This window comes from uncultured Barnesiella sp. (assembly GCF_946496565.1).
Lineage (GTDB): Bacteria > Bacteroidota > Bacteroidia > Bacteroidales > Barnesiellaceae > Barnesiella > Barnesiella merdigallinarum.
Map to the genome: position 1 here is coordinate 40,801 of NZ_CAMMHD010000009.1, position 23,425 is coordinate 64,225.

At 58.4% G+C, this 23,425-nt stretch carries 17 protein-coding genes; 6 read left to right on the plus strand and 11 right to left on the minus strand.

The features are described 5' to 3' along the window. Nucleotide 1 precedes the first annotated feature (1 nt). The gene (locus tag Q1K76_RS06345) at nt 2-769 is read left to right on the plus strand and encodes a TIGR03915 family putative DNA repair protein (RefSeq protein ID WP_300132008.1); all 768 of its coding nucleotides are present in this window, start codon (nt 2-4) and stop codon (nt 767-769) included. Between the two features lie 172 nt (nt 770-941). Here Q1K76_RS06345 and Q1K76_RS06350 read toward each other — a convergent pair whose 3' ends face one another. From Q1K76_RS06350 to Q1K76_RS06360, 3 genes are read right to left on the minus strand one after another with little or no spacing between them, the layout of a single operon-like run. Beyond that, nucleotides 942-2,312: an efflux transporter outer membrane subunit gene (locus Q1K76_RS06350; protein WP_300131909.1), complete on the minus strand. Its 1,371-nt coding sequence runs from the start codon at nt 2,310-2,312 to the stop codon at nt 942-944. Then, a complete protein-coding gene (locus Q1K76_RS06355; RefSeq protein ID WP_300131912.1) occupies nt 2,309-5,449 on the minus strand; it encodes an efflux RND transporter permease subunit in 3,141 nt (1,046 codons plus the stop codon). The genes Q1K76_RS06350 and Q1K76_RS06355 overlap by 4 nt, the downstream gene beginning before the upstream one ends. 2 nt (nt 5,450-5,451) lie before the next feature. Continuing rightward, a complete protein-coding gene (locus tag Q1K76_RS06360; RefSeq protein WP_300131914.1) occupies nt 5,452-6,582 on the minus strand; it encodes an efflux RND transporter periplasmic adaptor subunit in 1,131 nt (376 codons plus the stop codon). Nucleotides 6,583-6,879: 297 nt separating this feature from the next. Between Q1K76_RS06360 and Q1K76_RS06365 the strand changes: the two genes are divergently transcribed. Further along, a complete protein-coding gene (locus Q1K76_RS06365) occupies nt 6,880-7,674 on the plus strand; it encodes an AraC family transcriptional regulator (protein WP_300131917.1) in 795 nt (264 codons plus the stop codon). 156 nt (nt 7,675-7,830) lie between these two features. Next, nucleotides 7,831-8,856 (plus strand): glycosyltransferase, encoded by a 1,026-nt coding sequence (locus Q1K76_RS06370; RefSeq protein ID WP_300131919.1) that lies wholly within the window; start codon nt 7,831-7,833, stop codon nt 8,854-8,856. 21 nt (nt 8,857-8,877) lie between these two features. On the opposite strand, the gene Q1K76_RS06375 is transcribed toward Q1K76_RS06370, so the two are convergent. The 7 genes from Q1K76_RS06375 to dut form a co-directional block, all read right to left on the minus strand. Further along, nucleotides 8,878-9,987 (minus strand): glycosyltransferase family 1 protein, encoded by a 1,110-nt coding sequence (locus Q1K76_RS06375; RefSeq protein ID WP_300131922.1) that lies wholly within the window; start codon nt 9,985-9,987, stop codon nt 8,878-8,880. A 74-nt stretch (nt 9,988-10,061) separates the two neighbouring features. Next, nucleotides 10,062-11,501: an oligosaccharide flippase family protein gene (locus Q1K76_RS06380; RefSeq protein ID WP_300131925.1), complete on the minus strand. Its 1,440-nt coding sequence runs from the start codon at nt 11,499-11,501 to the stop codon at nt 10,062-10,064. A 6-nt stretch (nt 11,502-11,507) separates the two neighbouring features. Continuing rightward, nucleotides 11,508-12,440 carry a GNAT family N-acetyltransferase gene (locus Q1K76_RS06385; protein ID WP_300131927.1) on the minus strand — a complete coding sequence of 311 codons (933 nt, stop codon included), beginning with the start codon at nt 12,438-12,440 and terminating at the stop codon, nt 11,508-11,510. Between the two features lie 18 nt (nt 12,441-12,458). Beyond that, nucleotides 12,459-13,700, minus strand: coding sequence for a peptidoglycan DD-metalloendopeptidase family protein (locus tag Q1K76_RS06390; RefSeq protein ID WP_300131930.1), 1,242 nt, complete (start codon nt 13,698-13,700; stop codon nt 12,459-12,461). Next, complete coding sequence (locus Q1K76_RS06395) at nt 13,697-14,527, minus strand: DUF4292 domain-containing protein (protein WP_300131933.1); 831 nt, start codon at nt 14,525-14,527, stop codon at nt 13,697-13,699. Before Q1K76_RS06395 ends, Q1K76_RS06390 begins: the two co-directional genes overlap by 4 nt. Further along, nucleotides 14,524-16,275, minus strand: a complete 1,752-nt coding sequence (locus Q1K76_RS06400) for a tetratricopeptide repeat protein (protein ID WP_300131936.1) — start codon at nt 16,273-16,275, stop codon at nt 14,524-14,526. The genes Q1K76_RS06395 and Q1K76_RS06400 overlap by 4 nt, the downstream gene beginning before the upstream one ends. Nucleotides 16,276-16,294: 19 nt before the next feature. After that, nucleotides 16,295-16,735, minus strand: a complete 441-nt coding sequence (gene dut / locus Q1K76_RS06405) for a dUTP diphosphatase (protein ID WP_289540995.1) — start codon at nt 16,733-16,735, stop codon at nt 16,295-16,297. Between the two features lie 226 nt (nt 16,736-16,961). Here dut and dgt point away from each other — a divergent pair, with 226 nt between their 5' ends. The 3 genes from dgt to Q1K76_RS06420 are packed head-to-tail and all read left to right on the plus strand — an operon-like array spanning nt 16,962 to nt 22,107. Beyond that, entirely contained in the window at nt 16,962-18,293 is a 1,332-nt protein-coding gene (gene dgt / locus Q1K76_RS06410; RefSeq protein ID WP_300132011.1) for a dGTP triphosphohydrolase, read from the plus strand. Nucleotides 18,294-18,307: 14 nt separating this feature from the next. Then, nucleotides 18,308-19,546, plus strand: a complete 1,239-nt coding sequence (locus tag Q1K76_RS06415) for a YgcG family protein (protein WP_300131941.1) — start codon at nt 18,308-18,310, stop codon at nt 19,544-19,546. Between the two features lie 59 nt (nt 19,547-19,605). Then, nucleotides 19,606-22,107 carry a family 20 glycosylhydrolase gene (locus Q1K76_RS06420; protein ID WP_300131944.1) on the plus strand — a complete coding sequence of 834 codons (2,502 nt, stop codon included), beginning with the start codon at nt 19,606-19,608 and terminating at the stop codon, nt 22,105-22,107. A 122-nt stretch (nt 22,108-22,229) separates the two neighbouring features. On the opposite strand, the gene Q1K76_RS06425 is transcribed toward Q1K76_RS06420, so the two are convergent. Beyond that, on the minus strand, nt 22,230-23,234 hold the full coding sequence (locus Q1K76_RS06425; protein ID WP_300131946.1) for an aspartate-semialdehyde dehydrogenase: 1,005 nt from the start codon (nt 23,232-23,234) through the stop codon (nt 22,230-22,232). Nucleotides 23,235-23,425 lie beyond the last annotated feature (191 nt).

Genomic DNA, 23,425 nt, shown 5'->3' on the forward strand with positions numbered 1-23,425 from the left:
TCTGATTATCTTTCAATACGACCGCACGTTCGACGGCATGCTCACCGTCGTGTTCGACGCCTACGCCCGCCGTTCGTTCCCGCAGGCGATTCAGGGCACCGACGAGCCGCTCCCCCTCTTCTACGACGAGGTGCACCCGGTCATCACCGACGAAGCGAAGGCGGGCCGGGTGTGGAAGGCGCTCGAGAAGAAGCTGTCGAAGGATGCTCTCTCGTGCCTCACCGTAAGCTACCTCTCGGAGCTGCCCGAACTGGACCTGCACCTGTTTCGCTACATCTGCAAGAATATCGACAGCCCCGTAAGCCTCGAGAACAACCTGGCCGACGACGACATTCTGTTTGTCACCAACACCTTCCGCAAGGTGCTGTACGAGCGTCTGCGCATGATGCAGTTCATCCGCTTCCAGAAGGCGGCCGACGGCACCTACTTCGGCATCATGGAGCCGCAATACAACGTCTTGCCGCTGGCCATAGCCCACTTCAAGGACCGCTTTGCCGACCAGCCCTTTGTCCTCTACGACAAGAGGCGCCACTACGGCTATTACTACGACCAGCACGAGGTCACTCAGGTGACCTTCGACGAGAGCCTGTCCCACTTCGTCACCGGCAAGCTGGACGAGTCGCTCATGGCCGACGACGAAAAACTGTTCCAGGAGCTGTGGCGCACCTACTTCAAGGCCGTCTGCATACGCGACCGGCTCAATCCCCGGAAACAGCGGAAAGACATGCCCGTGCGATACTGGAAATACCTCACCGAAAAAAACAAGTGACGGCCTCGCTCCTGCGTGCGGCCTCCCGATAAAACAAGTGCAGCGGCAAACGAGAGCACAAGTCTCGGTTTGTCGCTGCACCACCTTTTTATCAATCATCACTAAAACAGCTCTATCGAAAGCGGGGGCACTCAAACAGGCTCCCCCTCAACCCTCTGCGGGTCTGTCACCGTCAGTTGCTGCCACCCCCCAAGGCGTTGTAGAGGGTGATGATGGACTGACAGTGGGTGAAACTGTCCGACACCAGGTTCAGCCGGGCATTCAGCAACGACTGTTGGGCCGTGAGCAGTTCGAGGTAAGTGGCATTGCCCGTTTTGTAGAGAGCTTCCGAAGTTTCGACCGTGCGCTCCAGTTCGCGGCACTGCTTCTGGTGAATCTCCAGATTGCGCTGGGCCGACTCGACGGCATAGAGCGCGTCGCTCACCTCCTGCCCGGCATCGAGCAGCGTCTGCTTGTAGTTGAGCAAGGCAATTTGCTCCTCGTCTTTCGATACCCGCAGGTTCGAAATCAGTTTTCCCCGGTTGAAAATCGGCTGGGTCAGCGAGGCCACGGCCGAGAGAATCCATCCGCCGGGATTGGTCACCACCTGTCCCAGCGCGTTGGTCCACCCCGCACTGCCCGTGAGGGTGAGGTTGGGATAGAAGGCCGAGCGGGCCTGGTTGGTCGTATAGTAGGCACTGGCCAAGGTCATCTCGGCTTCACGCACATCGGGCCGTTTCGAGAGCAACCGCAACGGTACCCCCACGTTGAAAATCTCGGGGAACTGCTGCCCGGCCAACTGCCCCCGCTCGATGGTCCGGGGTGTCACCCCCAGCACGGTACAAAGGGCATTCTCGGCCTCGCGCTGCTGCCGCAGCAGGTCGTTGTGGGTGGCCTCCAGTTCATACAGGTTGGCCCGCGCCTGGGTGACAGCATTCTCGGTCTCCTCGCCCACCTTCAACAGCGACTCCATGATGCGCACCTGCTCTTTCCACAGTTCCAGGGTCGACCGGCTCAGCTCGACCTGCTCGTCGAGCATCATCAGCGTGTAGTAGTCGTTGGCAATCGTGGCTATCACCTCCGACTGCACCGCCTGCCGATACGCCTCCTGCTGCAACAGCGTGGAGCGGGAACCCCGCGCGGCGTTGAGCAGGTTGCCGAATAGGTCTATCTCCCAACTGGCCTGCACCGGAATCTCGTAGCTCTTCACCGCCTTGGCTCCATCGGTGCTGCTTATCGAGCCTTGCGGCGAGAGGGTGAGCGACGGCAAGAAGGCCAGCCGGGCAGCCGTCAACTGCGCCTTGGCCTGGTCGACCCGCAGCAAGGCCGTCTGCAAATCGGTATTGTTGTCGAGGCCGAACCGAATGAGGTTCTGCAACAACGTATCCTGGAAAATCTCCTCCCAGGGGAGGTCGCCCAGGGTGAGCGAGTCGTCGGTCGTGTACGACTCGGCCCCCCTGAAGAGGCTGTCGACCGGCAGCTCTTGGGGCCGTTCATATTTACGGTAGATGTGGCAACTGCTCAGCAGCAAGGCACACATTGCTATACACATTATCTTTTTCATAACTTTCTGTCCTCTTTTCGTTTACCCATCACCCGCTCTTCGATATACTGGAAGGTAATGAAGAATACGGGCGTTACAAACAGCAGGGCTACCGTACCGATGAGCATACCGCCCACGGTGCCTACACCCAGCGACGTATTACCGTTGGCCCCGACACCCGATGCAAACATCAACGGCAGCAGACCGAAAATCATCGTCAGGGCCGTCATCAGGATAGGACGCAACCGCACACCGGCTGCCGAAATGGCTGCCTGGGCCAGCGACATCCCCTCCTTGCGCCGCTCGGTGGCATACTCGGTGAGCAGGATGGCCGTCTTCGACAACAACCCGATGAGCATAATCAGGCCCGTCTGCAAATAGATGTTGTTCTCGATACCCCACATCCGGGCAAACAGGAAGCTGCCCATCAGGCCGAACGGTACCGACAGGATAACCGCCATGGGGATAAACAGGCTCTCGTAGAGCGCACAGAGTATGAGGTAGATGAAGAGAATACAGATGCCGTAGATGATTACCGTGTCGTGCGAATCGGCCATCTGCTCCTCCTCACGGGTCATACCCGAGAACTCGTAACCGTAACCGGTAGGCAGGGTTTGCGCCGCCACCTCCTTCACGGCATTGATCACGTCGCCCGAACTGTATCCGCTGGCTGGCATGCCCTGCACGTTAATCGACGAGAACATGTTGAACCGCGTGAGCGACTCGGCCCCGTAGGTCTTGGAGAGTTTCACAAACTGGCTCACGGGGGCCATGCCGTCGTAGGTCTTCACAAAGATATTGTCGAGCGACTGGAGACTCTTGCGACTGTCCGACGGGGCCTGAATGATAACCCGGTACAATTTGGTAAACCGGTTGAAGTTCGAGGCGTAGATACTGCCGAAGTAACCCGAGAGCACCGAGAGCACCTTGTCGGTGGTGATGCCGGCCCGCTGGCACTGAGCCTCGTCGACATCGACCCGGTACTGGGGGAAGTTGGCACTGAACGAGGTGTAGGCCATCTCGATTTCGGGACGCTGGTTCAGCTTGGCCAGGAAGTTGTCGGTCACCTGGCTCAAGGCATCGATACCCTTGCCCGAACGGTCCTGCAGATAGAGCTCGAAGCTGTTTCCCGTGCCGTAACCCGAAATCATGGGAGGCGAGAAGACGAACAACCGGGCATTCTTGATATGGGCCGTGCGCCGGTAAATCTCGGCCGAGATAGCGTCGACGCTGTTCTCCTTGCCGGGACGCTCGTCCCAAGGTTTCAGCTTGACGATAAACATACCGTGCGACGAGCCGCTGCCCGTACCCATACCGAAACCGGCCACGTTGTTGAAGTTGTCGATTTGCGGTATCTGCTTCAGCTCGGCCTCCACCTTGTCCATGATGCTCGCCGTCTCGGCCAGCGTGCTGCCGGCAGGGGTATCGAGGCTCACGAAGATGGAGCCGGTATCTTCCGAGGGCACCAGACTGGTCTTGGTCGTTGCCATCAGATAGAGCAGCAGCCCCACCGAGGCGGCAAACGAGGTCCACACCAGCCACTTGTGCTTGATAAAGAACTTGGCCCCCTCCTTATACTTGAACACGAGGCGTTTGAATATCGCATCGAAGGCCAGCCGGAACCGGGTCGAGAACTCGGGCTTCTTCCCGTCGACCAGAATCTCGTTGGGCCGCAACAGCAGCGCACAGAGTGCCGGCGATAGGGAGAGGGCGTTGATGGCCGAGATACCCACGGCTACCGCCATGGTGATACCGAACTGGGTGTAGAACACGCCCGAGGTACCCCCCATGAACGACACCGGCACAAACACCGCCATGAACACCAGCGTAGAGGTGACGATGGCCGACGAGATTCCGCTCATGGCATCGATCGAGGCCTTGTAGGGCGAGCGATACCCCTCGTCGAACTTCACCTGCACCGCCTCGACTACGATGATGGCATCGTCGACTATCGTACCGATGGCCAGCACCAGGGCAAAGAGGGTGAGCAGGTTGATGCTGAACCCGGCCAGATAGAGCACGGCAAAGGTACCGATAAGCGACACGAAGATGCTGACGGTAGGGATAAGCGTCGACCGCGGGTTCTGCAGGAACACGTAAACCACCAGCACCACCAGCACGATGGCCTCGAGCAGCGTCTTGATTACCTCGTTGATCGAGGCGTCGAGGAAGTTCTTGGTACTCATCAGCTCCACAATCTCCATATCCTCGGGCAGGTTCTCCTGCAACTCGTCGAGCAACTGGTCGATGTTGGTGATGATTTCGTTGGCATTGGTTCCGGCCGTCTGGTTAATCATACAGGTCGTACCCGGCGCACCGTTCACCCGGCCGGTGTAGGAGTAGCTCTGCGAGCCCAGCTCGACCGTGGCAATATCTTTCAACCGCAACACCCGGCCGTCGTCGAAGGCCTTGATGACAATCTCCTCGAACTCCTGCTCCTTCTCGAGACGTCCGCGGTATTTGAGGGTATACTGATAGACATTCTTCGAATCTTCGCCGATAGCTCCCGTCGAGGCCTCGATGTTCTGGCTCGCGAGGGCCGCCTCCACGTCGCTCGGCTCCAGCTCATACTGGGCCATCACGTCGGGCTTCAGCCAGATACGCATGGCATAGTCGCCACCCATCACATTCACCTCGCCTACGCCCGAGATACGTTGTATCTGCGGCTTGATATTGATGCTCAGGTAGTTGGTGAGAAACGCTTCGTCGTAGGTGCCGTTGGGACTGTAGAGGCCGAAAATCTTCAGCATGCTGCTCTGCCGCTTCATGGTGGTTACGCCCACCTTGGTCACCTCGGCCGGCAGCAGCGAGGTGGCGGTAGAGACCTTGTTCTGCACGTTCACGGCCGCCATGTCGGGGTCGCTGCCCTGTTTGAAGTAGACCGTAATCTCGGCACTGCCCGTGTTGCTGGCGGTCGAGGTCATGTAGGTCATGTTCTCCACGCCGTTGATAGCCTCTTCGAGCGGCACAATCACACTCTTCTGCACCGCCTCGGCATTGGCGCCGCTATAGGTGGTCGATACCCGTATGGTAGGCGGGGCGATGTCGGGGTATTGCTCCACCGACAGGGCAAAGAGCCCGATCAATCCTGCTACGAGGATGACGACCGAAATCACCATCGACAAGATGGGCCGGTCTATGAAATATTGCAGCTTCATGGTCAATCCTCCTCTTTAACCTCTTGTGCGGCGGCCGCAGGGTCGACTACGGTACCCTCTTTCAACAGGCCCGCACCCTCCGATACAATCACGTCGCCCGATTGCAAACCGCTCTCCACGATATACTCGGTGCCGTCGTTTATCTCAAATACCTCGATAGGAGTCGACACCGCTTTCCCGTCGACCACCTTGTAGGCAAACACACGGTTCTGTATCTCGTAGGTTCCGCCCTGCGGTATGACGATACACTGCTTGCGGTCGTAGGGTACAATCACATTGGCCGACCCGCCGCTCAACAGCCGTTTGTCCTTGTTGTCGAATACGGCCCGCAGGCTCACCGTGCCGGTGGTCTTGTCGATCATGCCGCTGATGACATCGACCCGACCCTTGGTCCCGTACACGGAGCCGTCGTTCAGCTCGAGCGACACCTCGGGGAAAGAGGCGAGGGCCTTGTCGAGCGACCCGTATTGCGCCGTGAGCGCGAGCACCTGTTTCTCGGTGAGGGAGAAATAGACATACATCTGCGAATTGTCCGATACCCGGATGAGCGGCTCGGTCATCGACGAGCTCACCAGTGCCCCGATACGAAACGAGGTCATGCCGGCATAGCCGTCGACGGGGCTCTTCACCTCGGTATACGAGAGGTTGTTCTGCGCATCGGTCAGTTCGGCCTGTGCCTGCTGCAAGGCAGCCTGTGCACTCTTGTACTCGTTCTGGGCCGTATGCAGTTCAAAGTTCGAAATCACCCGGTCGGCAAAGAGCAGCTCCTTCCCTTCCAGAGTCTGTTTGGCCGTAGCCTCGTTGGCCTCGGCCGTAGCCACTGCGGCGACCGCCTTCTGCAAAGCGGCTTTATAGGGCACCTGGTCGATAACAAAGAGCACCTCGCCCTTGCGCACATGGGCACCCTCCTCGACCAGCACCCGGGTGATGGTGCCCGATACCTGCGGGCGCACCTCCACATCTTGTTTACCTTCTATCACAGCCGAGTATTTCACCGAGAGTTGTCGGTCTTCCGGCTTTACCGTCAGTAGCGGATAAGTATCGCCGCTACTCTGCATGCCGGCCTTTTGCTGACATCCCGCCAACATGCCGGCACAGCACAAACCCCATACTAAAAATCTTTTTACCTTCATTTTTTAGTTAATTTTGTTATTTCCCGGTGTAAAAATAGATGGTGTTGTCCGGCTACTGCTTAGACAATCGGCGCAAGGATTTGTCCAAATAGCACCCCATTAGAATTTATTAGGAAATCGTATGTCTATTTGACGTATAGAATTGTAATTTAGAGACATTTTGCCCTATTTTTGTAACGATTTAATATCGTATATATCAATCGCACCATGACTCAAAAAGTGTTATCCTCCCTCTTCCCGGAGAGTTGCCGGATAGGGAATCTGATTTTGCTTGTTTCTCCCGAACAGTTTTACAAATTGGAAGGTCTCACCATCACGGGCAACCGCATGTTTATGATGCTCTGCCAGGGAAGTATGAGCCTGACCCTCAACGACCGCCCCTACGAACTTGGAGCCCACTCCTATTTCGACATCATGGAGACCACCACGGCCCGCATCGACTCGACCTCGTCCGACCTGCGGGGATGGTGCCTCTTCATCTCGTTCGAGTTTGCCAGCGAATCGCTCAAGAATCTGCGCCCCGGCCCCCTGCACTACTCGCTCGAGCACCCCAACATACGCATCTGGCACTTCTCGCCGAGCGAAATCGACCGGCTCGAACTTCAGCTCAACCTTTTGAAAGAGACTATCGCCAACCCCTCGCACTACTACCGCCGCGAACTGGCCAGTGTCTACTTCAAGAGCTTCAGCCTCGAGCTGGGCAACTGCATGCTCTCGCACCAGGAGAACCCCAACGACATGCCGCCCTATGTGAGCAAGCGCGACTTTATCACCCTCAACTTCATGACGCTTGTCTCGAAACATTTTGCCGAGGAGCACCACATCGAGTTCTATGCCAACGCTCTCTGCATCTCGACCAAACACCTCACCCGGGTGGCGCGCGAGATGGTGGGGAAAACACCTCACGCCGTCATCTGCGATGAAATTACGCACCAGGCCATGACCTTGCTCGAAGACGACCGCATCTCCATCGGGCAGATTGCCGAGCGGCTTCACTTCTCGGACCAGGCCTCCTTCTGCAAGTTTTTCAAGAAACAGAAACAGATTTCGCCCATGGCTTACCGCCGGCAGAACAAGACGGGCATCGAGTGACGGTCGACGACTTACCCGCCAAGACGAAGGAAAAGAGTGACGACCAATAAGCCTGTTCCCGGCACACGCCCTCCGGTCGATAGTTCGTTTTTCTGAAAAAAATCGTTACTTTTGTCTCGGGCCCGTACCGCGTGATATCCACGGACCCACAGGCTTATGAATCCGCTTATCTCTGTCATCATACCGGTCTACAATGCCGAGCAGTTTCTGCCGGCCTGCCTCGACAGCGTGCTGCACCAGGACTACCCGTCGTTCGAAATTCTGGTTATCGACGACGGCTCGACCGACGGCTCGGCAGCCCTCATCGACCGATATGCGGCCCGAGAGCCCCGCATCGTGGCCCTTCACCAGCGCAACGCCGGGGTATCGGCGGCCCGCAACCGGGGACTGACCGAGGCACGGGGCGAATACATCGCCTTTGTCGATGCCGACGACCGTGTGACCCCCACCTATCTCTCCCACCTGCTCTCGACTCCAGCCGACCTGGTCATCGCAGGCATAACGCTGCTCCATGAGCCGTCGGGACGAACAGAGTCGCACGGGTTCGACCGCACCCGCTCGGCCCGGACCGACTGCGAACGGGGCCTCCTCTTTGCCGATGCCGAGATACACGACACCACCAAAGGGCCCTGCAACAAACTGTTCAGACGTGAGATTATCGAGCAGCACCACCTTCGTTTCGACCCTCGCTACTCCTATGGCGAAGACCACCTGTTTGTACTGGAATTTGTGAAGCACTGCCACTCGATAGCCCAAATCGCCCACACCGACTACCTCTATATTCACCGCCCCACGGCGGCATCGCTCACCCACCGGCTGCTCCCCTACAAGGCACTGTCGGCCTACGCCCGCGAGGCCTACGCTCTGCGGCAAGAGCTCATTGCCCGGCTCGGTATCGACAACCGGGAGTACGACCGCTACCTGCTGGAGGAGCGGGCGCACCTCATCTACCAGTCGATTTACGCCCTCTACTCGGCCGAGGGGCACTACCCCGCCGACGAACGGTGGGCCTTCATCGAGGAGGTCTACCGCTGCGACTACGACATGGTGACGACAGCTACCCGGCTGCCGCTGATATTCCGATTGATGAAAATCGCTTTACGCTGGAAAAGGCGGCCGTGGACCGACGGCACGCTGCTGCTCCTCTCGCGAGGGAAAGAGTGGATCAAGAAACATTTTTAAGAAACTTGTTGGAGAACATCCCTATCGGCATCGGGCCCAAAAGTCGAGAAAACGCCGGGCTACCACCTCGTCGCGATTGTGTTTCACCACAAACTCGCGGCTGCGACGCGCCTGCTCGGGCAGACGCTCGGGGTGAAGCACCAGCTCCTCGAGCTGTGCCTCCAGCTTTTCGTCGTCGGGGATGGCATTGACAATCGGGTGGTTCTCCTTCTCCCCGATAAAATCGTAATATTCGGGCTCGGCCCCGCTCACCACCACCAGCCCCTGGGCCATCGCCAGCAGCGCGTTAGTAGCCGGCGTGTAGCTGTACAGCTGGTCGAGCACCACATGCGACGACCGCATCAGCTCTACATATTCGCGATAGGGACGGTTCTCGACAAAGACCAGTTCGCACTTGTCGGGGTGACGCTCGGCCACCCTTCGGGCGGCAGCCCACATGCGGTCGGTACCCTTCTCGACCATGCGGTCGCGGTGTACCCCCAGAAAGAGCTTTACCCGCGAGGGAATCTCGTCGCCGTGGGCCATCGTGAACGAATCGGTATCGATGGGGATGCCGGCATAGGCCAACCGCGAGGAGTCGACCACCCGGCGGCACGACTCGTTGTATTCATACAGGGCACTCACCACCCCCCGCACATGCTCATACACATAGCGGGTATAGTCGGTCAGTACCGGAGCTTGCCAGCGCCGAAGCTCGTCGGGCTGGGCCAGGGCAAGCGGCGAGGGCCGGTCGCCTATCTGCCACTCGGTATACCGCAACGCGCCCGACAGACAAAAGTCGATGTAGTAGGTATCGGTGCCCATGGCGGTGAGATAGACCGCCCCGTTCCTGGCAAGCAGGCGGTCGAAGAGCTGGCGTAGCCGGCAAGGCTGCAAGGAGGCGAATCCGGGGGAATTGATTTGTACGATGTCATACCCCTCCAACCGCGACCGCAGCAGGGTATTCAGTTTGACCCACAACAACAGCCCGCCCACCTTGTTCCTGAACGGACGCGAGGTGTCGATGTCGCGGGCCGTATTCATCCAACGCGACCCGTCGGAGGCCACCGTCACTTCGTGCCCCATGCGCCGCAACGCCAGCGACAGGGCCCGGTGGTAATTGCTGTAATCGCCTGCCAACAATATCTTCATGCTTTCATACCCTCCTCGAAATACTATCTTCTTACTTGAAAAACGCCTGTTCGCCCCGCTTTATTGCATGGCACCTACAACAGCCTCCGTTTCAACTGCCAGCCGGCCAGAAGCACCCACATCGCCGTGGCTACCCAGGCCCCAATCGCCTGACCGCCCTGCCACAAAAGCAGCACGACGGCACACCCGGCCACACTCAGCCCCAACAGCCCGAATACCCGCAGGGGCACACGCAACCCGTACTTGACACGGCACAGCAGGTAGATACCCGTTCCTGAACAGAGATAGGCCAGCAGATAGGCTACCCCCACCCCGACCAGTCCCCACCGGGTATATCCCAACAGGTAGAGAACGAACATCAGCGAGTCGGCCAGCACTTCGGTAATGAGGTAGAGGCGACCTGCCCCCTTGGCCAGCAGCACAAAACTGACGCTCCACGAGAAGGCGCGGAACAGCATGCCCAGGGCCGCCCACGAGATGTACCCCCCGATTGCCAGGAAATCGGCCGTATATAATATATGTATAATCAGCGTTTGCAAAACGATAAAGAGCGAGATGAAGGGCACCAGTATCAGCAGCGAGGTCTCGACCTGTCGCGACACATGCTCCGAGAGCAGAGCCCGGTCTTCGCAAACGACCGAAAGCCGGGGGTAATACTCCATCGACATGGCCGTGAAAACCAGCCCCACATATTGCATCACCAGCGTGTAACCGGCCTGGTAGTACCCCACCTCGCCGGTGCCGCTGTGGCTGTTGAGCCAGGCCACGAACAGATAGGAGTAGAGCGTGGTGATGAAGCCGCTCACCGTCATGTAGATGCCCAGTGCGGCGATGCCCCGCCCCTGACGGTAGGTCTCGCGCCAGTCAATCGAAACCGGCTCGATTTTCATGCGACGGCCCAACAGCACCGTCACCAGAACGATGGCAAAGGTGTGGGCGACAATAGCGGGCACGATGCCCGAGATGCCGTAGAAGTAGAACAACGGCAACGACAGCAGCAGTGCCAGCACCGACCCCAGCACCGAGCAACGGGCCAGCACCCGCAGGCGGTTCGAGGCCTGAATGATGGCCCGCTCGCCCTCGGTAAGTGCGGTAAACAACAGCGTGCACGACAGGAAGACAAAACCCCAGATGTGTTGCGAGTCGCCAAAGGTGTAGCGACTCAGCACCGGGGCAAAGGTGAGCATAAGCACCGCCCCCAGCAGACCGGTGAACCACACCCAGCGGCGCACCACCTTCACCAGGCTGGCAAACCGGTTACGGTCGCCCGACTTGAAGGCCCGCGACAGGTCGCGCACCGAACTGGTGCCGATGCCCAGCCGGGTCAGGGCCGAAATCATGTCAACCGTGTTGCTATACAACCCGATAATGCCTACCCCCTCGGCACCCAGCCAGATGGCTACCAGTTTGGTCTTGATAATCGAACAGAGGATGGTGAACACCTGCGTCCCCCCGAAAAGGCCGGTAGCCTTCACGATGGTGCGGTATATCTTCTTGTCCTCCCCGCTGTTCATGGCTGGTTATAAAATTATCTCGTAAATGTTATAGGCGATGGCCCGACATCCGAACCCCTCCTTCTGGGTGATGAGCCCCTCGTTGAGGTAGTGGCCCATATCCTCGGTCGACTGCCCGAAGTCGAACCACTTGCGGTCGGCAAACACCTCGCCGATGATTTTCCCATAAAGCAGGTCGAGGGCTCCCGAGCTCTTCCCCTCATGCGAAGCCGAGGTGTACTGGGCATGTGCCACGATACCTGTGTCGTAGATGACACTGCCGGCCAGCACCTCGTTGCCGCGCATCGTCACCAAGTGACGGATGCGGTCGGGGAAACGGCTGTGCAGCAATTCGATTTCGGCCAGCGAGTGGACCGGCTTCACGTGGAACCGCTCCTGCAGATTGGCCTCCAGAATGGCCCAGAAGGGGGCGAAGTCGGTCGTCTCGACCACCTGCAGTCCGGCCTGCTCGGCCTTCTTGATGCGGCTGCGGCGGTCGGCCCGGAAGCGCAGCGGACGATCCTGCTGCACGGTCGACGAGATGTTGCATCCCACCCACCGGGCATTGAGCCGGAAGAGGGCATAGAGGTCGGCCTCCGACGGATAACGGTGGTAGATATGGGGCACACACTTGTAGACCCACTTGACAAAACGCTCCTTGCGCAGGAAGTCGGCAATGAGCTGCATGATTTCGAGCACCTGCACCGTAGTGTTGCGGGTAGTCACGATGAGCCCGCCATAGGTGAGGCCGGCGTGCGAATAGAGCACGTCGCCCTGGCGGTTGGCCGGCAACAGGGCCAGCAGCCTGTTATCGTCGTAGACCAGCAGCGAATAGTCGCTGAAGCGGTCGGCATGATACTCCATGTATTCCCGCAGAAACAGAAAGGTCCCGTTCGACGACTCGTTGACAAAATCGTTCCAGTCGCGGTGATAAGCCGCCGTATACCGGTGTATCTCCATACCCATGCCTTTTCGTTTTTACAGATTAAGCCACGACTCGGGGTTCAGCTTCTTACGCTCTTTCCAGAGCTGGAAGGTGAGGATGGTGCGGTTGCCGTCCTGTGAGTCGGAATAGATTTTCCCCAGGTTCTGCCCGGTCTTCACCTTCTCGCCGGCCCGTACATAGACCTCGCTCAGGTTGGCGTAGATGGTCAGGTAGTTACCGTGCCGCACGATGATGGTGCTGTTGTATCCCGGGGTAACGAAGATGCGCGACACCACCCCGTTGAAGACGGCCCGTGCCTTGGTGCCCGGTGTAGTCTCGATGTCGATACCGCTGTTTTCGGTCTGCACGTAGCGCAGTTCGGGGTGCTGCTGACGGCCGAAGTGGGCCACAATCTTGTAGCTGCCCGAGAGGGGGAAGGGCAGTTTGCCCTTGTTCTTCTCGAAGCTGCCCGAGAGGGCCAGCTCCTCCTTGGTCATCTTGTAGCCCTTGGTCGAGCGCTTGGCGGTCGAGGTCTGCCCGTCGGCCTTGTTGGCGCGGTCCGACGACTTGCGCTCCTCCTCGGCAATGAGTTGTTCGAGCTTGCGGTCCAGGGCCTCGGCCTGTTTCCGCTTGCGGTCTATCTCGCGTTTCAACTGTTTCTCCTGTTTCTTGAGGCCGGCAATCAGGTTGCGCTTGCTCCCCTCCTGCTTCTTCAGCACCTCGGCTTCGGCGCTACGTTCCTTGAGTATGGCATTCTTCTCGGCCATGCTCTTGGCCAGCTCCTTCTGCAACTCCTCGAGCTGCTGCTTGCGCTCGGTTATCTCGGCGGCCTGCCGCTTGCGCCAGGCCGAATACTCCTTCAGGTAACGAGCCCGCCTGTACGACTCGCTCAACGACGAGGCCGAGAAGATGAACATCAGCTCGTCATACTCCGACCGCCGGTGTCCCATGCGCTTCACGGCACTGGCATAGCTGCGCTTCTTGGCCGTCAGGTCCTTTTGCAGCAGGTAGATGGTATCCTTTACCGCCCGCTGCTTGCGGTTGATGACGGCAATCTCCTTGTTGATCTTGGCTATCAGGTTGCGTTGCTGCTTGATTTCGGCCGTGATGCTGTTCAGCTCGTTGAGCGAACTCTTGGCGCTGCGCAGCGTCTTGTCGAGCTTTTTGTTGGTCTCGTTCAGCTCCTTCAGCGTCTGCTCCCGATTGCGGCGCAGCTTCTCCATCTCGAGGGTTTGGGCGAAGAGAGTCGAAGCCCCCAACCCGATTATGCAACATAAGACTAACCACCTTTTCATATCGACAACTCCTTTAACAACTGCGTAGCCGTGACACGTGTATACCTCGACAGGTCGAGCTTCTCGATGCTTACCTTCCCGTTCCAGGAAATCGACGAGGCGTCATAACCCAGGTTGAGCGACAACGGCAGGTTCAGCCCCGTGAGAGACAACTGCATGGTGGTGGGGAAATTGTCGCTCGTCCCCTGCTTGACAAAGTCGGCATAATGGCACACAATCGACTTGCTGCCGTCGGCCGAGCTCAACTGCGTCGAGAGCAGCTTCGTGCCGTTCAGGTCGAACCGGTAGCCGAAACGGGCATCCTGGCTGCGAGGCTGCAGCGACCACCGCGACGACCCCGACTCGACAACCTCGAAGTCGTCGATACGACAGGCCGACGAGCTACTGCCCAGCAGGAAGATGCGCCCCAGCAGGGCATCCTGCACCGTGGCCAGCGAGAGCTCCTGCGAGAGCCGTGCCCCTATCGAGGCCAGCGACTCGGCCACATACCGGCGTTGCATCTTGTCGATGACAAAGAGGCTGTCGCGCGTCATGTAGAGCCGCGCCACCTCGATGCCCAAAAAGACACGCACCGAAATCTGCAACGACTCGCCGCGTACCATGCGCACCTGTGTGCTTGTACTCAGCGAGCCCCCTTTGCCCAGCCCTACATCGGCCGACCCCTTCGCCGAGAAGGTGGTCCACTCGGGATACGATGCCATGAGGGTCTCGAAACTGTTACGCACCTCTTGCGACACCGGCTGGCGGGTGGCCAGCTCCTTTCCTCCCTTACAGCCTGCCAGCATCGACAGCAACACGATACAGACCGCTACGTATATAGGTTTCATTTCTCAATATATTTCTTTTGCTCGATTTTCTCTTTCAACACATCGGCCGACTCGCTCCCCAGGTCGAGGGCCTTTTGCCAATAGGTCACCGCCTCGTCCAGCTCGCCCAGCATGGCCAGTATGTCGCCGTAGTGTTCATACAGCTCGGCACTGGGTTCGGGGCTCTTGTCGATGGCATTTTTCATATAGAGGCGGGCCAGCGAATAGTCGCCCTTCTTGAAAAATATCCACGCATAGGTATCGAGGTAAGTGGCGTTGTCGGGTTCGGCCTTCACCGTCTGGGCACTCATACGCTCGGCCTTGTCGAGGTCGCGCCCCTCGATGGCCAGGAAATAGCTGTAGTTGTTGAGCACCGGTATGTTCGAGGCGTTGTACGACAGAGCCAGGTCGTACATGGCATAGGCCTTCTCGCGGTCGCCCGACGAGTGATAGACATCGCCCATCTGCCCGTAGAAAAACGACTTCGTGCCGTTGTCGCCCTCGTCGACATAGGTGAGCCCCGTCTCGAGCATCTCGAGCGCCTCGGCATAACTCTTCGCCTGCGTGCTGGCTACCGCCACATACATGTAAATATCTTTCTGGTCGGGCACATACTGTATGGCCCGTTTGCCCACCCGTATCACGTCGGCATACTTCTCCTGATAGAGGTACAGCCCTATCAGCTGCAGCCAGTTCTCGGGGTTGGAGGGGGCCAGGTCGGTAGCGATGGCATACTGTTCCTCGGCCCGCGTAAACTCCTTGCGGCTCGACAGGTACATGCCGAAGAGCCGGTGTACCGGCTCCTCCTGCGGATACTGCTCGAGCATCTCGGCAAAGAGCGAATCGACCCGATTCAGCTCCTGCTTCTTCTTCATCAGGTCCACAATGTAGGTGCTGAAGATGTTCAGCTTCGTATCCACGTCGATATGACGGCTTGTCAAGGCATTCCGTATCTCGTTGTTGTAGGCGATGGAGTCGCCCTTCTTCTCGTAATAGCCGGCTTTCGACAGGTAGACGTAGCCGTTCTCGGGCTCCACTTTCAGGGCCCGGTCGTACATGGCCAGCGCCGACGAGTCGCGCCCCGTCTCGAGGTAGATGTCGCCCAACAGCCGCATGTAGTCGGTATTTTGGGGGAAGGTGCGTTGCAGTTTCTCGGCCTCCGAAACCATCGCATCCATATCGCCCATACGCTCGTAGAGCTTCAGCTTCTCGATGGTGATGGGGGCCATGATGCCCATCGACAGCTCCAGGCTGTCGTAGCAGGCCACGGCCGACTTCAGGTCGCCCTTGGCGGTATAGGCTTCGGCCAGGGCCGAATTTATCTCGCCCTTGTCGGGATTCTGTTTGAGCAACCGCGACCAGATGCGTATCGCCTCGTCGTGCTGCCCGATCTGTTGCGAAAAGTTGGCATAGACTACGTTGTACCAATAGTTTTCGGGGTGTTGCTCGGCGGCATAGCGCAGGTCGCTGCGAGCCTGGTCGTAGAGGCCCAGACGCAGGTAGTAGGGAGCCAGGAAGAAACGGGCGGCCGCACTGGCGGTATCGATTTCGGCGGCCCGGCTCATCAGGTCGAATGCCGCATCGTCGTGGTCGAGAGCCTTCTGGCGCTCGGCCTCGAGGTAAAAGTATTCGAACTTCTGGCGCTCTTCGGCCGAGAGTTCACCCCGGGTACCGCTCTTATGCAGGGCACAACCGGTCAGGGCGACACACCACGCTACGCACAGCAGCGCTATCGTTCCATATTTTCGCATGCTCATCATCCTCATCATAACTTCGTCCAGAGGCTTTTTATTTCACACCCGTATGACCGAATCCGCCGGCTCCGCGTTCGGTCTCGTCGAGCGACTCGACCTCGTCCCACTCGACCCGGCAATACTCCTTCACCACCATCTGGCAGATGCGTTCGCCATCCTCGATGGTAAAGGGCTTGTCCGAGACGTTGAGCACGATGACGCCCACCTCGCCCCGATAGTCGGCATCGATGGTGCCCGGCGTGTTGGGTATGGTGATGCCATGCTTCAGCGCCAGCCCGCTGCGCGGCCGTATCTGCGCCTCGTAACCCTCGGGCAGGGCGATATAGAGACCGGTGGGAATGAGCTTGCGCTCGAGGGGAGCCAGGGTCACCGGCTCGGACAGGTTGGCGCGAATATCCATACCGGCCGAAAACAGCGTACTGTACGAGGGTAGCGCGTGATGCGACTTGTTGACTATCTTGACAGAAACCTTCATCGGAATATACGTTTATAAAGAATACTTATTTTCACTCTTTTAATCTGCGAAAATAACGAAATCCTATCAATAAAGCACCCTATTTTTTATATTTTAATGCGATGCCCGTCCAAACGGGGCCGAGGTTTTTGTCGCTCTACCACTTTTTGTCTCTCTTTTTTACTACATTTGCACAGATTATTGACAAGAATTCAGAAACATGCAAGCCAAAGAACCCCCTACCCAAATGCACTGGGACCGCCTCATCACCTCCAAACGCTTCGGCATGGAGAAGTACCACGACGAGCGGCGCCACACCCGCACCGACTTTCAGCGCGACTACGACCGCCTGGTCTTCTCGGCGCCCTTCCGCCGCCTGCAGAACAAGACCCAGGTATTCCCGCTGCCGGGCAGCATATTCGTGCACAACCGGCTCACCCACAGCCTCGAGGTTTCGTGCGTGGGGCGTTCGCTGGGCAACAACGTGTCGGCCACGCTCTCCGAGAAATACAGCAGAGAGCCCTGGTGCCACAAGCTCAACCACCTGGGGGCCATCACCTCGGCGGCTTGTCTGGCCCACGACCTGGGCAATCCCCCCTTCGGCCACTCGGGCGAACGGGCCATTGCCACCTACTTCTCCGAGGGGAACGGGCAGGTGCTGAAACAGGAGCTGCGAAACGAGCACCACTGGCAAGACTTCACCCACTTCGAGGGGAATGCCAACGCCTTCCGCCTGCTCACCCACCAGTTCCACGGCCGGCGGCCCGGCGGCTTTGCACTCACCTACTCGACTCTTGCCTCGATCGTGAAATACCCCTACTCGTCCATCCAGTCGACCAAGCGGGGCAAGTCGGGCTTCTTCACTTCAGAAAAGGAAGACTTCCTGCGCATCGCCAACGACCTGGGCATGCTCCCCGAGGGAGACAGCGGCGAGCGCTACCACCGCCACCCGCTGGTCTATCTGGTCGAGGCGGCCGACGACATCTGCTACCAGATCATGGACATCGAGGATGCCCACAAGTTGAAGATTCTCACCACCGAAACGGTGAAGGGGCTCTTCCTCGACTTCTTCGACCCGAAGCGGCAACAGCACATTCTCGACGTGCTCAAGGTGGTGACCGACCTCAACGAGCAGATTGTCTACCTGCGCTCCTGCGTCATCGGCACCCTCATCGACGAATGCTCGGCCCTCTTCTGCCGCGAAGAGCAGGCGTTGCTCGAAGGACGGTTTACCGGGGCTTTGGTCGACCACATCTCCGACCGTCCCTGCCAGGCCTACCGCAACTGCGCCGCTACGGCGATGGAAAAAATCTACAAATCGTCGGACGTACTCGACATCGAGCTGGCCGGTAACCGCATCATCTCGGTGCTGCTCGACAAGTTTCTCGATGCCGTGCGATTCCCCGACAAGGCCTACTCGCGCCTGCTGCTCAACAAGGTACCCGAGCAATACGAAATGCACGCCCCCACGCTCTACGGCAAGGTACAGGCGGTCATCGACTACATATCGGGCATGACCGACGTCTATGCCCTCGACCTCTATCGCAAAATCAACGGCATGAGCCTCCCCTCGCTTTAAACACGAATACACGCATGAAAAGATTCTGCACGATACTTCTGCTCCTTCTCTTCGTCCCCCTGCTGCGGGCGGTCGAATATACCCCCGCCCAAGTGCCCAACGTACACCAGACCGACGGCCGGCGGTTTGTAAGCAACCCCGACGGGATACTCTCGCCCGAGACCGTCGACACGCTCGACCGCATGCTCTTCGACCTGCAGGAGGCCACCACCAGCGAGGTGGCCGTCGTAGCCCTGCAGTCGATCGGCCAGACCGATACCGACCTCTTCGCCACCGAACTCTTCACCCAGTGGGGCATCGGCAAAAAGAACGACAACGGTCTGCTCGTGCTGCTCGTGCTCGACCAGCGGCGCATCACCTTCCGCACCGGCTACGGACTGGAGGGGGTTCTGCCCGATGCCATCTGCAAACGCATCCAGTCGCGCTACATCCTGCCCCGCTTCAGGGAGGGCAACTACAACCAGGGCATGACCGACGGCATTACGGCCGTCACCCGCATACTCACCGACCCCGCCGCTGCCGAGGAGATTACGGCAGCTCCCCAGGTCCAAGGGATAGAAATCGACTGGGGCAAGATATTCAACGGCTACATCACCATCTCGCTCGTCGTCTCGCACATCCTGCTCTTTGCCATGCTGTGGATAGTGGCCCGCTATGCCCGCAAAGGGCCCTATGAGCAATACAAGCGGCTGGTGGCCTTCCGCCCCTTCCTGCTTGTCGGCAGCTTCATCTTCCCCTTCTTCGTGTGGCTGCTCTACGGCGGGCTGAGCCGCCGGCTCAAACGGCTGCGCAACAAACCCCGCAAGTGTGAATCGTGCGGCGGCACCATGCGCAAGCTGAACGAAGAGGAGGACAACCTCTACCTCACCCCGCAGGAGAATACCGAGGAGCAACTCAACTCGGTCGACTACGACGTGTGGCTCTGCGACCAGTGCGGCAACACCCTCGTCTATCCCTACGAAAACCAATTCACCCAATACCAGCGGTGCCCCTACTGCCACAGCCGGGCCTACAGCCTCGAAGGCGACCATATCCTGCGCCGGGCTACCGCCGTAAGCACCGGACTGGGCGAGAAGCGCTACATCTGTGCCCATTGCCACAAGATAGACCGCAAAGTCTACATCATCCCCGTCGTTGCAGCGGCCACCATCATTGGCGGTTCGGGCCGGGGCGGAGGATTCGGTGGAGGCGGTTTCGGCGGCGGATTCGGTGGAGGCTCCACCGGCGGCGGTGGTGCCTCGTCGGGCTGGTAGTGCTTCGGTCTCCTCACGCATCAGACAATCATCATTCATCACTTAAACATACCATGAACATGAAAAAATCGCATCTTCTGCTCACTGCGCTGGCCATAAGCTCGCTGACCGCCTGCAAGACGACGCCGCAAAGCCCCGTATCCCTGCAATGGGAGATGGGCGAGAACCAAGAGGAACCCGGATTCTACGGGAGCACCTTCACCCTTGTCAATACCTCGGACAAGCCGCTCGAAACCGGATGGGAAATCTACTACACCCAACTCTCGCCCCGCCAGGTAAAGAACTACGAAAACTCACCGGTGACAATCGAGATGGTCAACCCCGGATACTACAAGATGACCCCTGCCGACTCGTGGCAACCGCTTGCCCCCGGCGACTCCATCGCCATACACTACCTCAACAGGGGTATCCTCACCCAAACCCAATTTACCCCCAAGTCGCCCTTCTTCGTGCAGAGCGACGACAAGCCGGTATCCATACCCCTCACCATCGCACCCTTCACCCGTGAAGCACAGTGGACCGTTCCCGACCGGGTGGCTCCCCCTTACCCCGACGGGGCTACCTGCTATGCCCAGAACGAAGCGCTCCAGACCGACTACACTCCGCAAACCTACGACATGCTGCCCTCGCTCAAAGAGGTGACCCCGCGCACGGGGGTGTCGGTTATCTCCGAGAACATCTCGCTCAGCGTCGAGGAGGGTTTTGCCAATGAAGCTCGCCTGCTGGTGCAGGAACTGGAAAAGATAGGTTACCACGTCACCGACAACGGGCAGACCGTCATCGCCCTCTGCCACTTCGCCAAAAACACCCAGGCCCGCAACGACGAGCACTACCGGCTCGATGTCCGCGACAACTACATCACCGTCAGCGGGGCTACGCCTCACGCCATCTTCAACGGCTCGCAGACCCTGCTCTCGCTGCTGAAGCGGCAGAACATCCCTGCCCGGCTCGACAACGTAGCCATCGACGACTACCCCGACCTGCTCTACCGCGGCATGATGCTCGACATCGCCCGCAACTTCACCCGCAAGGCCGACCTCTTCAGGCTGATTGACCTGCTGGCCTCGTACAAAATCAACACCTTCCACTTCCACTTCAGCGACGACGAAGCCTGGCGGCTCGAGATTCCCGGACTCGAAGAGCTCACCTCGGTGGGGGCGCACCGCGGGTTTACCCGCGACGAGAGCCAATGCCTCTACCCCAACTACTACGGAGGCTGGAATCCCGCCGATACCACCGCCACAGCCAACGGCTATTATACCCGCCAGGATTTTATCGATTTGCTGCAATATGCCGCCAGCCGTCACATCACCGTTATCCCCGAAATCGAGTCGCCGGGACATGCCCGCGCAGCCATCGTTGCCATGAAAGCTCGCTACAACCGATTGAAAGACAGTGACCCCGAGGGTGCCAAAGAGTACCTGCTCTCCGAGAAAGCCGATACCTCGAAATATGTTTCGGCCCAAGCCTATACCGACAACATCATGAACGTGTCGCTCCCCTCGGTCTACCGTTTCATGGAGAAGGTGAGCGACGAGATTATCGCCATGTACCGCGAAGCCGGTGTACCGCTGGCCGCTATTCACATCGGTGGCGACGAAGTGCCCCACGGCTCGTGGGAAGGGTCGCCCTCTTGCCAGCGGTTTATGAAAGAGCAGGGTATGACCCACCCGCACCAACTGGCCGAACACTTCCTCGACCAGGTATCGGCCATGCTGGCCGGGAAAGGTGTAAAAGTATCGGGGTGGCAAGAGGTTGCCCTCAACCACTCACCCGAGCTGAACGCCCGAATCGCACCCCGCTTCGACGGTGTATACTGCTGGCGCACCACCGGACGCAGCGACATAATACCCTACACCGTGGCTAATGACGGATATGGCGTGATTCTCTGCAATGTCAGCAATTTCTACCTCGACTTGGCCTACAATTCCCACAAAGACGAGCCGGGACTCATCTGGGGTGGCTATGTCGACCAATTTGCCTCGTACAACATGCTCCCCTACAACATCTACTGCTCGGCCCGCACCGACATGGCCGGCAACCCCAAGAATCTCAAGAAGGCCCACCAGGGCAAGGTGGCCCTCCAGCCACAGGCCCGCCCCCGCATCAAGGGTATACAGGCGCAGCTCTTTGCCGAGACACTGGGCAGTTTCGAACAGGCGCAATACTACATCTTCCCCAAGATTTTCGGCCTCGTAGAGCGCGGCTGGAATGCCACCCCCGACTGGTCGCCCACCCCGACCGACGACAAAGAGGCTCTTTATGAAGAGGCCCGTGCCATCTACAATGCCAAGATTGCGGCAGTCGAAATGCCTCGCCTCGCCCACGAAGGGGTCAACTTCCACATCCCCCAACCCGGTGTGCAGATTGTCGACGGCAAGCTCTATGCCAACTCGCCCATCCCGCAAGCCGAGATACGCTACACCACCGACGGCAGCGAGCCTACGGCCGAGTCGCCCCGCTGGGAGGAACCCCTCGACTGCCAGGCTCAAGTTGTCAAGGCCCGACTCTTCTACCTGGGGAAAGAGAGTCTCACCTCTACCTTTGTCAACAACGACTGACCTCACGTCGACACCCCATAACAAGACAGCCGCACGGAGCACTCCATGCGGCTGTCGGTCATTTATAAACAATACAAATTTCAATACGGGCAGAGCCCTTTCTTGAAAACCACGGGGCCTGTTTATTGCTTGTGTGCCAGCAGATACTCGGCAATCTGCACGGCATTCAGGGCAGCACCCTTCTTAATCTGGTCGCTCACGGTCCAGAAGGTCAACCCGTTGGGGTTGGATATATCGCTGCGGATACGGCCTACATACACCGGATCGCACCCGGCCTTGAAGAGCGGCATGGGGTATACGCGATTCTCGGGATCGTCCTCGAGCACCACACCCGGGGCATGGGCAAAAGCCTCGCGGGCCTCGGCCACCGATACGGGACGCTCGGTCTCTACCCAGATGGCTTCGGAGTGAGCCCGCATCACCGGCACACGCACGCAGGTTGCGCTCACGGCTATATCGGAGTGCATAATCTTGCGCGTCTCGTTATACATCTTCATCTCCTCCTTGGTATAGAGGTTGTCGGTAAAGACATCGACCTGGGGAATGAGGTTGTAGGCCAGTTGGAAGAAGAACTTCTCGACCGTGGGTTGCTCGCCGGCCACGAGTTGCTCGAACTGTTTCTTCAGCTCGGCCATGGCCGATGCACCGGCACCGCTGGCAGCCTGATAGGTAGCCACATGCACCCGCTTGATGTGCGAGAGGGCCTCGATGGCATTCAGGGCCACAACCATCTGTATGGTGGTGCAGTTGGGGTTGGCGATAATTCCGCGGGGACGCACGAAAGCATCGTCGCCATTCACCTCGGGCACTACCAGAGGCACGTCGTCGTCCATGCGGAAAGCACTCGAGTTGTCGATCATGATGGCACCGTAGCGGGTAATCGTCTCGGCAAACTCTTTCGAGGTACCGGCACCGGCCGAGGTGAAAGCAATATCCACGCCCTTGAAATCGTCATTGTGCTTCAGCTCCTTGACTACAATCTGTTTACCCCTGAAGGGATAAGCACGTCCTGCACTCCGAGAGGATCCGAACAACAACAGTTCGTCGATCGGGAAATTCCGCTCGTCCAAAACCCTTAGGAACTCTTGTCCGACGGCGCCGCTGGCGCCCACAATAGCGACTTTCATCTTCTTTCTTCTGTAATTTTATACGTTAATTTCTCGTGTATTATCTTTCTCCAAAAAAGAGAGGCAAATATACAACTATTTAAGCAAAATAATATCAAAACGTAATAATTATATTCTTACCGCTACATTTTAGACATTTGCGATATTTTTCAAACAGAAGGGAGCGTATGGCTTGCAAGAGCGAACTTTTA